At 66.8% G+C, this 14,558-nt stretch carries 12 protein-coding genes and 1 tRNA gene; 4 read left to right on the forward strand and 9 right to left on the reverse strand.

What is annotated here, in order from left to right; translation table 11 throughout:
- Nucleotides 1-10: 10 nt before the first annotated feature.
- From QSJ34_RS05330 to QSJ34_RS05360, 7 genes are all read right to left on the reverse strand, one after another.
- The gene (locus QSJ34_RS05330; RefSeq protein WP_285571324.1) at nucleotides 11-1,642 is read right to left on the reverse strand and encodes an ABC-F family ATP-binding cassette domain-containing protein; all 1,632 of its coding nucleotides are present in this window, start codon (nucleotides 1,640-1,642) and stop codon (nucleotides 11-13) included.
- A gap of 165 nt (nucleotides 1,643-1,807) precedes the next feature.
- On the reverse strand, nucleotides 1,808-3,655 hold the full coding sequence (locus QSJ34_RS05335) for a mechanosensitive ion channel domain-containing protein (protein WP_285571328.1): 1,848 nt from the start codon (nucleotides 3,653-3,655) through the stop codon (nucleotides 1,808-1,810).
- A gap of 86 nt (nucleotides 3,656-3,741) precedes the next feature.
- On the reverse strand, nucleotides 3,742-3,948 hold the full coding sequence (locus tag QSJ34_RS05340) for a hypothetical protein (RefSeq protein WP_285571331.1): 207 nt from the start codon (nucleotides 3,946-3,948) through the stop codon (nucleotides 3,742-3,744).
- Nucleotides 3,949-4,040: 92 nt separating this feature from the next.
- Nucleotides 4,041-4,937: a proline dehydrogenase family protein gene (locus QSJ34_RS05345; RefSeq protein ID WP_285571332.1), complete on the reverse strand. Its 897-nt coding sequence runs from the start codon at nucleotides 4,935-4,937 to the stop codon at nucleotides 4,041-4,043.
- Between the two features lie 199 nt (nucleotides 4,938-5,136).
- Nucleotides 5,137-5,213, reverse strand: a tRNA-Lys gene (locus QSJ34_RS05350).
- Between the two features lie 60 nt (nucleotides 5,214-5,273).
- Nucleotides 5,274-6,263, reverse strand: coding sequence for a tryptophan--tRNA ligase (gene trpS / locus QSJ34_RS05355; RefSeq protein WP_285571335.1), 990 nt, complete (start codon nucleotides 6,261-6,263; stop codon nucleotides 5,274-5,276).
- Between the two features lie 3 nt (nucleotides 6,264-6,266).
- On the reverse strand, nucleotides 6,267-7,016 hold the full coding sequence (locus QSJ34_RS05360; protein ID WP_285571338.1) for a site-2 protease family protein: 750 nt from the start codon (nucleotides 7,014-7,016) through the stop codon (nucleotides 6,267-6,269).
- A gap of 152 nt (nucleotides 7,017-7,168) precedes the next feature.
- Here QSJ34_RS05360 and QSJ34_RS05365 point away from each other — a divergent pair, with 152 nt between their 5' ends.
- Nucleotides 7,169-8,734 carry an aldehyde dehydrogenase family protein gene (locus QSJ34_RS05365; protein WP_285571341.1) on the forward strand — a complete coding sequence of 522 codons (1,566 nt, stop codon included), beginning with the start codon at nucleotides 7,169-7,171 and terminating at the stop codon, nucleotides 8,732-8,734.
- The gene (locus QSJ34_RS05370; RefSeq protein ID WP_285571343.1) at nucleotides 8,735-10,132 is read left to right on the forward strand and encodes a PAS domain-containing sensor histidine kinase; all 1,398 of its coding nucleotides are present in this window, start codon (nucleotides 8,735-8,737) and stop codon (nucleotides 10,130-10,132) included.
- Between the two features lie 12 nt (nucleotides 10,133-10,144).
- Here the strand turns inward: QSJ34_RS05370 and QSJ34_RS05375 are convergent, their stop codons facing one another.
- Both QSJ34_RS05375 and mltG read right to left on the reverse strand, forming a co-directional pair.
- Nucleotides 10,145-10,924 (reverse strand): TlyA family RNA methyltransferase, encoded by a 780-nt coding sequence (locus tag QSJ34_RS05375; RefSeq protein WP_285571345.1) that lies wholly within the window; start codon nucleotides 10,922-10,924, stop codon nucleotides 10,145-10,147.
- Nucleotides 10,917-11,933 carry an endolytic transglycosylase MltG gene (mltG, locus tag QSJ34_RS05380; RefSeq protein WP_285571348.1) on the reverse strand — a complete coding sequence of 339 codons (1,017 nt, stop codon included), beginning with the start codon at nucleotides 11,931-11,933 and terminating at the stop codon, nucleotides 10,917-10,919. Before mltG ends, QSJ34_RS05375 begins: the two co-directional genes overlap by 8 nt.
- A gap of 47 nt (nucleotides 11,934-11,980) precedes the next feature.
- Here mltG and QSJ34_RS05385 point away from each other — a divergent pair, with 47 nt between their 5' ends.
- Together QSJ34_RS05385 and QSJ34_RS05390 are read left to right on the forward strand one after the other, a co-directional pair.
- Complete coding sequence (locus QSJ34_RS05385) at nucleotides 11,981-13,408, forward strand: APC family permease (RefSeq protein WP_285571353.1); 1,428 nt, start codon at nucleotides 11,981-11,983, stop codon at nucleotides 13,406-13,408.
- Nucleotides 13,405-14,526, forward strand: coding sequence for a saccharopine dehydrogenase family protein (locus tag QSJ34_RS05390; RefSeq protein ID WP_285571358.1), 1,122 nt, complete (start codon nucleotides 13,405-13,407; stop codon nucleotides 14,524-14,526). The genes QSJ34_RS05385 and QSJ34_RS05390 overlap by 4 nt, the downstream gene beginning before the upstream one ends.
- The last annotated feature ends 32 nt before the right edge of the window (nucleotides 14,527-14,558 follow it).

Raw genomic sequence — 14,558 nt, forward strand, 5'->3', positions numbered from 1 at the left:
GCAGGATCACTCAGTTGTGCACGCCGGGCGCTTCGTGGCCCGTGCGTTCGACGTATTCGGCGTAGCTGCCCTGGAATTTCAGGGGTTCGGCGTGGTCTTCGGGGGCCAGCTCCAGCACGCGGTTCGCGAGGCCGCGCAGGAAGGCGCGGTCGTGGGACACGAAGAGCATGGTGCCTTCGAAATCCTTCAGCGCATCGATGAGCATTTCCTTGGTGGCCAGGTCCAGGTGGTTGGTGGGCTCGTCCAGCACGAGGAAGTTGGGGGGATCGAAGAGCATGCGTGCCATGACGAGACGGGATTTCTCGCCGCCGGACAGCGCGCGGATCCGCTTGTCCACGTCATCGCCGGAGAACTGGAAGGCGCCGAGCAGGTTGCGCAGCACGCCCAGGCCCTCCATGGGGAAGTCCTGCTGCATCTGCTCGATGACCGTCAGTTCGGGATCCAGCAGATCCAGGGCCTGCTGGGAGAAGTAGCCCAGCTTGAGGCTGGCGCCCAGTTTCACGGTGCCCGCATCCGGCGTGACGGCGCCCGAGACCATCTTCAGCAGCGTCGACTTGCCGGCGCCGTTCTTGCCCATGACGCACCAGCGCTCGCCGCGACGGATGTGGAAGGCGAACTGGTCGTAAAGCTTGCGCGCGCCGTAGGCCTTGCAAAGCCCCTCGGCCATGAGCACGTCGTCGCCGGAGCGGCCGGGAATGCGGAAATCCCACTTCACCACACGGCGCTTGCGGGGTGGTTCGATGCGCTCGATCTTGTCCAGCGCCTTCACGCGGCTCTGCACCTGGGCGGCCTTGGCGGCGTGGGCGGAAAAGCGTTCGATGAAGCGCTGCTCCTTGGCCAGCTTGGCCTGCTGGCGGGCGTAGGCGGCCTCCTGGTTGGCCTCTCGCTGCTCGCGCTCCTTCACGTAGAAATCGTAGTTGCCCGAGTACGTGACGATGTCGCCGCCGTCGATCTCCAGCACCTTGGTCACCACGCGGTTCATGAAGTCGCGGTCGTGGCTCGTCATCAGCAGCGTGGCGGGCACGCCCTTGAGGAAGTTCTCCAGCCAGAGGATGGATTCGATGTCCAGGTGGTTGGTGGGTTCGTCCATGAGCAGCACATCGAAGTTGCCGAGCAGCACCTTGGCCATGGACACGCGCATCTTCCAGCCGCCCGACAGCGCGCCCACGTCGCCATCGATCTGCGTGTCCTCGAAGCCGAGGCCGTGCAGGCAGGCCCGCGCCTTGGCTTCCAGCTCGTAGCCGCCCAGGTGCTGGTACTCCTCCTGGACGTGGCCGAAGCGCTCCAGGATCTGCTCCAGTTCGTCGCCGCGATCCGGATCGGACATGGCGTGCTCCAGATCCATCAGCTCGTGGTGCAGGTCCCCCAGGCGCCCGCTGCCAGCGATGGCCTCGTCCAGCACGGGCCGGCCCGACATCTCATCCACCTCCTGGCGGAAGTAGCCCAGGGTGAGCTTCTTGGGCAAGGTGACCGAACCATCGTCGGGAGATTCCTCGCCCATGATCATGCGGAAGAGCGTGGATTTGCCGGCGCCGTTGGGGCCCACCAGGCCCACCTTTTCGCCGGGATTCAGCTGGAAATCCGCGTCGATGAACAGGATCTGCTTGCCGTACTGCTTGCTGACGTTCGAGAACGAGATCATGGGAATCCGATGCGCGGCCGATGCGCGGATTGGGTCGCCCGGCGTGCATGGGCGGCGGAAGATTCAGAGACAGGGGATCGAGGTCGCGGAAAGCAGGATCCTCAAGCCTACGGACCTTCAGAGTACCACAGGCACCCTGCTCGCTGTTTCGCGCCCTTTTCCTTCTCAGCCCTGGCTTTCCGTCCTCGGGCCGTGCATGAGCTCGACCACGGCCTGGTTCAGCCGCAGGCGGGTCTCGTGGCGCTCGAAGGCGCGGGTGAGGTAGCGGGCCCGGACCTCCATGCCACTGGCGCCGGGAATCACCTGGACGCCCGGCACCGCCGAGAAGGCCTTCACCTTGTAGCGGGCCGCGGTCTGCTGCCACTCCGCCTCGGCGAGCTTCGCGTTGCTTTCGGTCTGCTGCTCCACGATCTTCTGGATCCCATCGATGACCACGTAGGGATCCTGCCCGGCGGGGACGGCGACGTTGAGTTCGTCCCACATCCACTTGCCCGAGGTCGAGAAATTGAAGAAATGCCCCTCGATGGCGAAGTTGTTCACGAAGGCCACGCGGCGTCCCGTGGGATGCCCCGCGTCGCTCCAGCTGCCCGTCTCCAGGATCACGGTGCGCAGCAGGCCGATCTCGACCACCTCGCCGCCCACGCCGCGGATCTCCACCCAGTCGCCCAGTCGGATACCGTTCTTCCCCATGAGGATGAACCAGCCAAAGAAGGCCACGATGAAATCCTTCAGGGCCACGGTGAGGCCCGCGCCCGCGAGGCCGAAGACCGTGGTGGCCTGGGCCGGCATGCCCACGATGAGGAAGCCGATGACGAGCACCGCGACGACGCGGATGATCACTTTCAGCACCGAGGTCGAGGCCCCGGCCGAGGCCCGTTCCGCCGAGGCCGAGCGGTGGCGCATCCAATCGATGAGCAGGCCGAAGAGCGCGGCGGCGAGCATCACGCCGAGAATGCTGAGCCCCTGCGCCAGCAGCTTGTGCAGGGCCACGTTGCGGTAGCCGTCCGCAAGCACCAGCCAGGCCCCGTAGGTCTCCGTGAGCCCTTGCTGATCCTGGATCCGCTTGGCCATGGTGGCCAGGCGGCGCTGCACATCGCCGAACTGCTTGAGAGAAGACACGGCGGCCTTCGCCTCGTCGCGGGCCAGCCCGTGGCTTGAGGCCCCCTTCATCAGGGAGCTGGCCGTGTGGCGGGCCGCCTCACGGTCATCCTTCTCCTTCTTGGCCTGGGCTTCGACGTCGGCCCGGCGCTTGGCCATGGCCTGTTCCTTCGCCTGGGCCTCGGCCTGGGCCTGTTCCAGGCGGACGATCTTGTCCCGCTGGGTCCGCCATTCCAACAGGCGCCCGATGAGGCTGCCGGGTTGGAAGGCGCTGGGCGGCTTGACGGTGGCCATGATCTGGGAGGATTCCCGGTCCGCGGCCTCGTGGGCTTCCTTCAGGCGCCGGATCCGGGCCTGGGGATCCCCGCCGGCCTGGGCCAGGTCGTTGGAGGCCGTCTCCAGCTCGTCCTTGTCCAGCTCCAGCTGGGCCTTGGTGATGTCGATCTGGTCTTCCAGCGCATCCTTCTTGGATTCCGGCGCCGAGGCAAGCTGTCGCGTGAGCCGGGCGACCTGCTGCTCCCCTTCCTCCACGGCGGCCTGGGCCTTGGCCTTGGCCTGGGTCAGTTCCTGCAGTTCCGGAGTCTTCGGCACGGCCGCCGTGGCCGCGGTTCGGAGGGCGTAGGAAAAGGCCAGATCCACGGAATGGTTGCCCAGACGCTCGGCCTGGAGGGCCAGCTGCTTCTCCTCGAAGGTGGTGGCCAGGGGCACGAGGCTGCGCGCCGTGAGGAGGGGCGACTGGTCCACCAGGCGCTGCTCCTTCACCGGCGCAGCGCGGTGCAGGCCACGCTTGGGCTGCGCGGGAGCCTCCTGACCCGGAGGCGGCGCCGGAGCCTCCCGCGTCCACATCAAGCCGGCCGTGGCGCCGGCGGTCAAGGCCAACAGGATGGCGACAGGGACCCAGGACCGTGCGTGCATGCCACCAGACAACCACGAATGGACCCGGAACGCAAAAGCCCCGGGGGTGACCCCCGGGGCTTGGAATGGCGATCAGACCCTGTGGATCAGCCCTTCTTGGGCTCGGCCTTCTTCTCGTCCTTCTTCTCGTCCTTCTTCTTGCAGCAATCAGGGCACTCTTTGCAGGACTTCTTGTTCTTCTCGCAGCAGGCCATGCCGCAGGCGGCCTTCTTCGGCTCGGCCTTCTTCTCCTCGGCGGCAAAGGCCACCAGGGCGAAGGAACTCACAAGGGCGAGCGCCAGGAACTTCTTCATGGAAACCTCCGAAGGGTGGGACACGATCCCACGCAAGCACCATACCTCTGAGCCGCGGCTTTACCAATGGCAAACCCGGGGCAAAACCGGTCTCAGTGGCCGAACATGTTCTTCATCACCATGAGGGCCATGGCGGGGTTGGCGGCCAGACGGCGTTTGAGATAGTGCACGGCGTACTTCCAGTCCTCCGCGAAGGGGACGTAGAGGCGCATGACCTGGCCGCGCTTGACGATCTCCTGCTGGAGTTCTTGGCGCGGCACGCCCAGCAGCATCTGGAATTCGTAGGCGCTCCTCGATACGCCCTTCCCGTCCAGGTAGGCGATGCAGCGCCGCACCAGCGGCTCGTCGTGGGTGGCGATCTCGGGATAGTGGCCGTGGTCCAGAAGCAGCTGCACGTACTCGAAGAGCTTGTCCTTCATGTCCGGCTTCTCCTGCAGCGCCACCTCGGCGGGCTCGCGGTAGATGCCGATGCAGATGCGCACCTTGCAGGGCTTGCTGTGCAGGTTCCTGATGTCTTCCGCCGTGCGGAACAGGCGGCTCTGCAGCACGATGCCGAAGTTGTCGAACTCGTCTCGGATGGCCTTGAACATGCGCAGGGTCACGTCCGTGAAGTGCCGATCTTCCATATCCAGGGTGATGTGCATCTTGTGGGCCGCGGCGGCGGACACGATGCGGCGCAGGTTCTCCTGGCAGTAGGCTTCGCTCTCGTTGATGCCCAGCGAGGTGGGCTTGAGGCTGATGCTGGCGTGGGGGCGGTCCTTCAGGGCCTCAACCATGCGCAGGTAGATCTGCACCGTGGCTTCCACGTCCTCCCGGCTGAAGACTTCTTCGGCCAGCAGATCTACGGTGGAGTAGAGGCCGAATTTGGTCTGGATCTCGTCGGCCTTGGACACCCCCGCCGAGATGCCCTTGCCCGCGATGTAGGGGGAGGCGAAAGTCCGGACCAGGGGGCCCGGCATGAGGTCGATGATCGCGCGCTTCAAATCCACGGTGTTCCTCCCGTCGTTCCTGCGTTTTCCGACCCATTCCAAAAAGTTTGGGCGGTCTATCAAATATACCGGTTCCACTCCCGCGCCAGCCCTCGGGAGTGGAGAGTTGTGACGCGGGACCCGAAACAAAAAGCCCGCAGTTTTCCTCTGCGGGAATCAAATCAAAAAGCCCGCAGATTTTCATCTGCGGGCTCCGTGGTGGTGGTCCCTCCCGGACTCGAACCGGGGACCCTCTGATTAAGAGTCAGATGCTCTAACCAGCTGAGCTAAGGGACCACGAGAAGAAAAGATTACCAGAGACGGCAAGGAACGCAAGAGCTAGTTCTGCACCCCTTCTCAGAGGGCCGGCATCTTCATGGCGTCCCGCACGTCCGCCATGGTTTCCGCGGCCACGGCACGGGCCCGGGCGCTGCCGTCCCGCAGGACGTCCTGCAGGTCCTCGGGGCGGGCCAGGTGGCCTTCGATCTTTTCCCGCACGGGCTCGATGCGCCGGATCATGGCCTCGGCCACCCGCTTCTTGCAGTCGAAACAGCCAATGCCGGCACGGCGGCACTCGGTGTTCACCATCTGCACGGTAGCGTCGTCGCTGAACAGCTTGTGGAACTCGAAGACCGGGCAGATGTCGGGGTTGCCGGGGTCCGTCTTGCGCAGGCGGGCGGGATCGGAGGCCATCTGGCGGGTGCACTTCTCCAGGATCTCGGCGTTGGTGTCCCGCAGGTAGATGCAGTTGCCGTAGCTCTTGGACATCTTCCGGCCATCGAGCCCGGGCACCTTCGGCGTCTTCGTGAGCACGGCCTCGGGCTCGGGGAAGACCTCCCGCTGGTAGATGTAGTTGAAGCGCCGCACCACCTCGCGGGCCAGTTCGAGGTGGAAGAGCTGGTCCTCACCCACGGGCACGCGGTTGGCCCTGTAGACGATGATGTCCGCCGTCTGCAGCAGGGGGTAGCCGAGAAAGCCGTAGCTGCCCAGGTCCGCCACGGCGTTCTGCAGCTTCTCCTTGTAGGTGGGCACACGTTCCAGCCAAGACAATGGCGTCATCATCGAAAGCAGCAGGTGCAGCTCAGCGTGCTCCTTCACGAGGCTCTGCACGAAGATGGTGGCCTGCTTCGGATCAAGGCCTGCGGCCAGGTAGGTGGCCGTCAGCTCCTGGGTCGCGGGCCAGATCTCCTCGACGCTTTCGTACTTCGAGGTCAGCGCGTGCCAGTCCGCGATCATGTAGAAGGCCTGGCCCTGCCCCTGCAGGCGTGTGAAGTTGTCGAGCGCCCCCACGAGATGGCCGATGTGCTGCGAGCCCGAAGGCTGGATGCCGGAAAGAACGCGGTGCATGAATCAGACTCCAAAAACGAAGCGGGCAATCAGAACGAGAACCATTTTGACCACGAAGAAGACCGGACTGAGAAGGTAGCCCAGCACGCCGGTTAGGGCGAGAACGATGAGTACGCCACCCATCCAGGGCTGAATTCGGTCGAACTTTGGGAGCCAGCGCCAGGGCAGCATGCCCCGGAGGATGCCCGCACCGTCCAGGGGTCCCATGGGCAGAAGATTGAACAGGGCGAGTGCGATGTTGATGATGACCAAACGGCCACACAGCGCGACCGCCAGAGTCGTCGTCGCTCCCAGCTCAAGGGATTGGAGGGCCTCGACCCTTCCCATGAAGACGGCGTGAAGGAAAAGCGGGGCTTGGAGCGAGGCTGTGGGGGCGACAACCCTGACCAGGATCAGGAGGATGCCGGTGAAGAGCACAGCCAGAATCAGATTCGAAGTCGGTCCAGCCGCCGCCACCAGCGCGTATCCGCCCCGCTGGCTGAAGCGCCGGGTGAGGTTGCGTGGATCCACGGGCACGGGCTTGGCCCAACCGATGAACGGGAAGCCCGTGGCCAGGCCCAGGAGGGGAAAAACGAAGGTGCCCAGCGGATCCATGTGGACCAGGGGGTTCAGGGTCATGCGCCCCAGCCGCGCCGCCGTGTCGTCCTCCAGCCAGTGGGCCATGGTGGCGTGGCTGGCCTCGTGGACGCTGAGGCTGAAGAGCAGGGCCACATAGCTGACGAGAATGGTGGGGATGGAGATGCTGTCGAACACCCGGACTCCGGCAAGGCTCCAGTGTACAGGCGGAACCGGCGCCCATGGCCCCCGACCATTCGCCCCTGGGCTCCGGATGCCGGCCCCGGGGACAGTCTGAGGTCCCAAAGTCCGGGGCGGTTATGCTTATCCATTCGTATTTGGAGCCCGGCATGTATGTCAAAGCCAACTCGCCCCATGCCCTCAGCGCGGGGAAGAGTGTCATCGGATTCAACGTCATCAACGGCAAGGAAGTCGAGGGCGATCTGTCTTTGATCCAGGCCAAGTCGGCGGTGGATCACCGGGACCTGGTGGGCATGTTCCCGGACAGCGGCGAGAAGGACGTGGCCCGGGCTGCCAAGGCCGCCGCGGACGCCTTCCGCGGCTGGTCCAGCACACCGCTCCAGACGCGTGAAGCGGTGCTGCAGGGCACGGCGGAGGTGCTTGCCGCCCGCCGCGACATCTTCGCGCGCATCATCACCCGCGAGGTCGGACTGACGCCCCGTGAGGCCGCGGCCGAAATCCAGCAGACCCTCGAGGTGTGCGCGTTCTTCCTCGGCGAAGCCAACGCGGATCAGGCCCAGGCCTACCCCTCCGGCGCCATCATCCGGCGGCGCCCCGCCGGCGTCTGCGGCATCCTGGCCACCGGCACGTCCCCCCTGCTCGCCCCCGCGCGGAAGATCATCCCCGCCCTCCTCGCCGGCAGCACCGTCGTGTGGAAACCCAGCGACAACGCGCCGACCACGGCCTACCTGTTCCTGCGCGCCATGATGGAAGCGGGCCTTCCACCGGGCGTCGTCAACACCGTCAACGGCCGCGGCCGCGCGGGCTGCGGCAAGCACTTCCTCGCGGGCCTCGACAAGGGACACTTCCAGGCCTTCAGCTTCGCGGGTTCCCTGGACCTGGGCCGCACCGTGGGCGAGATGTGCGGCCGCAACCTGATCCTGCCCAGCCTGGATCTGGCGGGCAAGGGCGCCATGCTGGTGATGCCCGATGCGGACCTCCAGCAGGCCGCCGCGGATGCCATCGAGGCCGCCTTCGGCCAGGCAGGCCAGCGCCTGATCGGCCTCGCCAACCTCCTCGTGCACGAGGCCTGCGCGCCCGCCTTCAAGCAGATCCTGATGGACCGCGTTTCCCGCCTGGATGTGGGCAACCCGATGACGGATCCCGACGTGGCCTACGGCCCCATGATCAACGCCCGCGCGGCCACCGCCTTCCGCGAACACTGGGAGAAGGGCCTCGCCGCCGGCGCCGCGCTGCTTTCCGGGGGCGACCAGTGGACCGAGGCCAACCGCACGTCCCACGTCAAAGGGCACATCGGCCACGGCGTCTACATGCAGCCCTGCGTCTGGGAGGGCGTGACTCCCGACATGGGCCTCTTCCGCAACCACGTCTCGGGCCCCGCCCTGAGTCTCTCCACCGTCCAGACCTTCGACGAGGCCATGGCCTTCGCGGAAGCGGCCTGCGGCCCCACGCTCAGCCTCTACACCCAGGACCACGCCCTCATCGCGCGCTTCCAGCGCGAGAACCGCGCGGACATCGCCACCATCAACGCCACGGCCGTGGATTCCGCGGCCCTGCATCCCTTCGCGGGCCATGGCACCGCTTCGGGATGCCGCTCGGCCCTGGACGGCTTCATCCGCTGGCAGGCCTCGAACGCGCCCGGTAATGACGCGCCGGATGCCGCAGCCACCCTGGCTCCTGCCGCGACCATTCACACCGATTGGGACAGCCTTTAATTGAACGCCGAACCCCAGGCCTCCGCATCGCCTGCCCGGGCCCAGCCCGGAGCGCTCGGAACGACCCTGGCGGTCCTGGCCGTGCCGGCCCTGGTGTCCTGGATCCTCATCCTCGCCCTGAAACCCGATAGCCCCGCCCGGCTGCCGCCGGCCGTGCTCCTGTTCATCCTCGTGCTGTGGCTCTCGGCCCTGGTCTTCCTCTACGCCCGTCGGCGGCTCGACCTCCAGGCGCGCATGGCCGAGGCGCGCGATTCGCAGCAGCGGCTCCTCAAGGCCATCATGGACGCGGCCACCGAGGTGGCCCTCATCGCCACCGATGCCCAGGGCGTCATCCAGCTGTTCAACACCGGCGCTGAACAGATGCTCGGATGGAAGGCCAGGGACGTGATCCACCGGATGACCGCCGAGGCCTTCCACCTGCCCGAGGAAACCGAGGTCCGCAGCCGGGAATTGAGCGAGGCCCTGGGCCGGCCCATCCGCGGGTTCGAGGTGTTCTCGGCCCTTCCGGAACGGGGCTTGAGCGAAGTGCGGACTTGGACCTACCGCCATGCGGATGGCCATCTTTTTCCCATCCGCCTCGCCATCACCGCCCTGCGCGACCGGCACGGCAGCATCTTCGGATACCTCGGCGTGGCGCAGGATCTGCAGAGCCAGCGGGCGCGGGAATCCAGTCTGGAAGCCCGCGCGCAGGAGGCGCAGGAGGCCGCCCGCCTGAAATCCGCCTTCCTCGCCACCATGAGCCACGAGATCCGCACGCCCATGAACGCCATCATGGCCATGTCCCGCTACCTGCTGACCACGGACCTGGACGAGGAGCAGCGCGAGATCACCGAGATCGGACGGAAGGCCGCCCGCAACCTGCTGGACATGCTGGACCGGGTGCTCGACCTCTCCAAGGCCGAGGCCGGCGGCATGTCCCTGGAATCCTCCCCCTTCTCGCCCATCGTACTGACGCAGGACTGTGCGGCCCTCTGGCGGGCCGATGCCACCGCCAAGGGCCTGGCCTTCCTCGTCGCCCTGCCCTCCGACGTCCCGCCGGTGCTCGGCGATCCCCTCCGCCTGCGGCAGGTCGTCAACAACCTGCTGGGCAACGCCCTGAAGTTCACGGCCCAGGGCAGCATCACCCTCCGCCTCCTGTCCGAGGACGAGGGGTCGGCCCTGCGCCTGCGCTGGGCCGTGGAGGACACCGGCATCGGCATGGCCCCCACCGTGCTTCAGCGCCTCTTCCGGCCTTTCACCCAGGCGGATGCGGGCATCACGCGGCAGTACGGCGGTTCGGGCCTGGGCCTCGCCCTCAGCCACGAACTGATGCACCTCATGGGCGGGAGCATCCACGTGGAGAGCACCCCCCAGAAGGGCACCACCTTCACCGTGGACGTGCGGCTGCCCAAGGCCTGACAGCAGGCCTGATTAGAAGCCCAGACTCGCCAGCGCGGAGCCCAGGTCCCCGGCCTCGCGGCCCAGCGCCAGGCGCATGAGGAATTCCGTGTTGCCTTCACCCCCCTTGATGGGGCTGACGGCAAGGGCCTGCGGCCGCAGTTCCGTGCCCGCGAAGAAAGCCCAGGTTTCCATCAGCACGCGGCGATGCACGGCCGCATCGCGCACGATGCCTCCGGCGCCCACGTCCTCGCGCCCCGCCTCGAACTGGGGCTTCACCAAGAGCACCGCTTCGGCACGGGGCAACAGGCTCGGCAGCACCGGGGGAATGGCCAGGCGTAGCGAGATGAAGCTCAGGTCCGCCACCAGCAGGGCGCAGCGTTCAGGGATGGCCGCCGGATCCCAGGTGCGCAGGTTCATCTGCTCCATGGACACCACCCGCGGATCGCTGCGGAGCTTCCAGTGAAGCTGGTTGGTGCCCACGTCCACCGCGTAGACCTTGGCCGCGCCCCGCTGCAGCAGGCAGTCCGTGAACCCGCCGGTGCTCGATCCCGCGTCGAAGCACACGAGGCCCGTCGGATCCATGGCCCACAGATCCAGGGCCCCGGCCAGTTTCAGGCCGCCGCGGCTGACGAAGGGCAGCGCCTCGCCCCGCAGGCGGATGACGGCGTGTTCATCGACGGCAGTGCCCGCCTTGGTGACGGGACGATCCTCCACCAGCACATCGCCTGCCAGGATGCGCGCCTGGGCCTTGGCCCGGGTGTCGCAAAGGCCGAGCTTCACCAGCAGCAGGTCCAGCCGCAGCTTAGCCACGGGCGGCCCGTCTCTGCCGGGCGATCTCTTTCCGGTAGGCGCCCACATTCCGGTTGTGGTCCTTCAGGCTGGGCGCGAAGGTATGCCCGCCCCGCCCCGTCGCCACGAAGTAGAGATCCTTCCCTTCCAGCGGCTCCTTCGCAGCCTCGATGGCGGTGGCGCTGGGGATGGCGATGGGGGTGGGCGGCAGGCCGCTCACCGAGTAGGTGTTGAAGCGGTGGACGCGCCGGATGTCCTCGGGCACCGGCGCGGTGAAGCGCAGGTCACCCGTGAGCCAGCGGGCGTAGAGGCTGGTGGGGTCGCACTGCAGGCGCATGCCGATGTCGAGCCGGTGCTTGTAGACGCCCGCCACCTTGGGCTGCTCCTCCACCATGTGGGTCTCTTTCTCCACGAGGCTGGCCAGGATCAGCGTGTCGTAGGGGGACAGCACGCCCCCGTCGAGCCTGGGCCGCACGTGGTCGTGGAAGGCCTCCACCAGCATGAGCATGATCTCCTCGGGCTCCATGGCATGGTGCAGCTTGTAGGTGGCTGGCGCCACCAGGCCTTCGAGATCTTCGGCTTCTTCGAAGCCGGCGGTCTTGGCCAGCCGCGGACTCTTCCAAAGCGTCCAGAACACGTCCTCCGGCACGAAATCCTTCAGGCGCCGCTGCACGGCCCAGGCGTGGGCGCCCTCGGGGATCGACACGGTCGTGTAGTGGATCTCGGCGCGCCGCAGCTTGCCCGCCACGTCCGACAGGCTGGCCTGAGCCGTGAAGGTATATTCGCCGCGGATGAGCTGGAGCTTGCGGGCCCGGGCCCAGAGGCGGAACAGGGAGGCCGAGCGGATGACGCCATCCCGTTCGAGCTGGTCGGCCACCTGGTTGATGTTCATGCCCTTCTTGACGAGGACAGTGGCCTCCCGCTGAAGGGGGCCCTGCCCCTTCCAGGCCCACCAGCCACCAAGGGCCGGGAGGATGGCCAGAAGGGCAATGGCCACGAAGAGCCGAAGGGAGACCGAGGAACGCGCCATGACTCCAGAATGCCGTGGTAGCGTGGATCCATCTACCCAGAGGAACGATGACTGCACCCGGCTACCGTCGCCACGTCGGCCTGTTCTCCGCCACCATGCTCATCGCCGGCTCCATGATCGGCAGCGGCGTTTTTATTGTCGCGGCCGACATGATACGCACCGGCCATTCCGGGGCCTTCCTCCTGGCGGCCTGGGGGCTCACGGCGGTGCTCACCCTCTTCGCGGCCCTCAGCTACGGCGAACTGGCGGGACTCTTCCCCCAGGCGGGCGGCCAATACACCTACCTCCGCGAGATCTACGGCGCCGCCACGGGCTTCCTCTACGGCTGGACCTTCTTCGTCGTCATCGAATGCGGCACCATCGCCGCCGTGGCCGTGGGTTTCGGAAAGTATTTGGGCACCTTCTTCCCCGCCATCACGGACACGGCCTGGATCGGCCCCCATCTGGACGTGCCCCTGATGAAGGTCAATCACGCCATCAGCGTGGGCCCCTACCACCTGGGCCTGACGCCCTCTCGCCTCTCGGGCGTCGCCGTCGTCGTCTTCCTCAGCATGGTGAACCTCTACGGCGTGAAGCTCGGTGCGCGGATCCAAAACCTCTTCACCGTCGCCAAGATCGGCGGCCTCGCGGCCCTCGTGCTGCTGGGCCTGTTGCTGAAACCCCCGGTGGCCGCGGCCCAGGCGCCCTTCCTGCCCGCGGACGGTTCGCCCTTCCTGCCCTTCCTCACGGCCCTCCTCGTCGTGCAGACCGGCAGCATGTTCTCGGCGGACGCCTGGAATTCCATCACCTTCATCGCGGGCGAAGTGAAGGAACCCAAGCGCACCATCCCATACTCCCTGCTCATCGGCACCACCCTCGTCTGCGGGCTCTACGTGCTGGCCAACCTGGCCTACCTCAAGGTGCTCGGCCCCGCGGGCATCGCCAACGCGCCCCAGGACCGGGTCGGCAGCGCGGCCCTGCAGGCCCTGCTGGGCTCGGGCGGCGGCCTCATCATGGCGGGCAGCATCCTCATCTCCATGTTCGGCTGCCTGAACGGACTGGTGCTCTCCGGCGCGCGGGTCTACCAGCGCATGGCCGAGGACGGCCTCTTCTACCCCAGCGCGGCTTCTCTCAACGAGCACGGCGTGCCCGCCTTCGGGCTCTGGATCCAGGCCCTCTGGACCTGCCTGCTCACGCTGACGGGAACCTACGGCCAGCTGCTGGATTTCGTCATGCTGCCCACGATCCTCTTCTACATCTTCACGGTGGGCGGCGTCTTCCTCCTGCGCTGGCGCCAGCCGGATCTGCAGCGTCCCGTACGTGTCTGGGGCTATCCGCTGGTGCCCGCCCTCTACATCCTCGGGGCCACGGCCATCGTGGGCGCGCTGTTCCTCTACCGGCCCAGCTATTCCTGGCCCGGTCTGGTGCTCGTGGCGCTGGGACTTCCCGTCTACCTCGCGGTGAGACCCCGCGTCGCCCTCAGGAGTGAGCCATGACCCATGTCGTCGTTCTCGGTGCCGGCCGCGTGGGCGGCGCCATGGCCAGGGATCTGGCCACGGATTTCAAGGTCACGGTCGCGGACCGCTCCGAGGCCGCCCTGGCGCGCATGCGCGAGGTGGGCCTGGACACGCGCGCCGCCGACCTTTCGAAGCCTGACGGGGTAAAGGCCGCCGTGGCGGACGCCGATCTCGTCGTAGGTGCCGTGCCGGGATTCATGGGCTTCGCCACCGCCAAGGCCGTGCTGGAGGCCGGAAAACCGCTGGTCGACATCTCGTTTTTCGACGAGGACTGCTTCGAGCTGGACGCGCTGGCCAAGCGACAGAACCTCACGGCCATCGTGGATTGCGGCGTGGCACCGGGCTGCCACAACATGATCCTCGGCGATGTCTCCCGGCAGTGGGACCGCATCACCGCCTTCGAATGCCTGGTGGGCGGCCTGCCCGTGATCCGCACCTGGCCCTACGAATACAAGGCCGGCTTCAGCCCCATCGACGTCATCGAGGAATACACGCGCCCGACCCGCTACGTGAAGGATGGCAAGGTCGTGGTCTTCCCCGCGCTCTCCGAGCCCGAACTGCTCGACTTCCCGGGCCTCGGCACCCTCGAATCCTTCAACACGGACGGCCTCCGAAGCCTCATCAAGACCTTCCCCCAGGTGCCGGACATGAAGGAGAAGACCCTCCGCTACCCCGGCCACATCGAGAAGATGCGGATGCTCCGTGAATCCGGCTTCTTCTCCAAGGAGAAGATCCAGGTGGGCGGCGTGGCCGTCAGCCCCCTCGACCTGACGACGGCCCTGCTCTTCCCCATGTGGTTCATGGAGGAGGGCGATGAGGACTTCACCGTCATGCGCGTCACCGTCGAAGGCGAAAAGGGCGGCCAGCGCATGCGCAAGGAGCTGAACCTCCTGGACCGCTACGACCGCGCGACGAAGACCACCTCCATGGCGCGCTCCACGGGCTACACCTGCACGGCCACCGTGCGCCTGCTGGCCAAGGGCGGCTACTCCCGCAAGGGCATCAGCCCGCCGGAATTCGTGGGCCAGCAGCCCGGCGCCTGGGACTTCATCCGCGAGGATCTCGCCCGGCACGGCGTGGTGTTCACCGAAGGCTAAGCAGACGAGGTGTCCCGGCTTCGCCGGGACAC

Origin of the sequence: Geothrix limicola (genome assembly GCF_030268085.1) — a bacterium.
Lineage (GTDB): Bacteria > Acidobacteriota > Holophagae > Holophagales > Holophagaceae > Geothrix > Geothrix limicola.

Coding starts and splice junctions, on each gene's coding strand:
- QSJ34_RS05365 (WP_285571341.1), top strand. CDS start 7,169: ATGTATGTCAAAGCCAACTCGCCCCATGCCCTCAGCGCGGGGAAGAGT.
- QSJ34_RS05330 (WP_285571324.1), bottom strand. CDS start 1,642: ATGATCTCGTTCTCGAACGTCAGCAAGCAGTACGGCAAGCAGATCCTG.
- QSJ34_RS05335 (WP_285571328.1), bottom strand. CDS start 3,655: ATGCACGCACGGTCCTGGGTCCCTGTCGCCATCCTGTTGGCCTTGACC.
- mltG (WP_285571348.1), bottom strand. CDS start 11,933: ATGGCGCGTTCCTCGGTCTCCCTTCGGCTCTTCGTGGCCATTGCCCTT.
- QSJ34_RS05385 (WP_285571353.1), top strand. CDS start 11,981: ATGACTGCACCCGGCTACCGTCGCCACGTCGGCCTGTTCTCCGCCACC.
- QSJ34_RS05390 (WP_285571358.1), top strand. CDS start 13,405: ATGACCCATGTCGTCGTTCTCGGTGCCGGCCGCGTGGGCGGCGCCATG.
- trpS (WP_285571335.1), bottom strand. CDS start 6,263: ATGCACCGCGTTCTTTCCGGCATCCAGCCTTCGGGCTCGCAGCACATC.
- QSJ34_RS05340 (WP_285571331.1), bottom strand. CDS start 3,948: ATGAAGAAGTTCCTGGCGCTCGCCCTTGTGAGTTCCTTCGCCCTGGTG.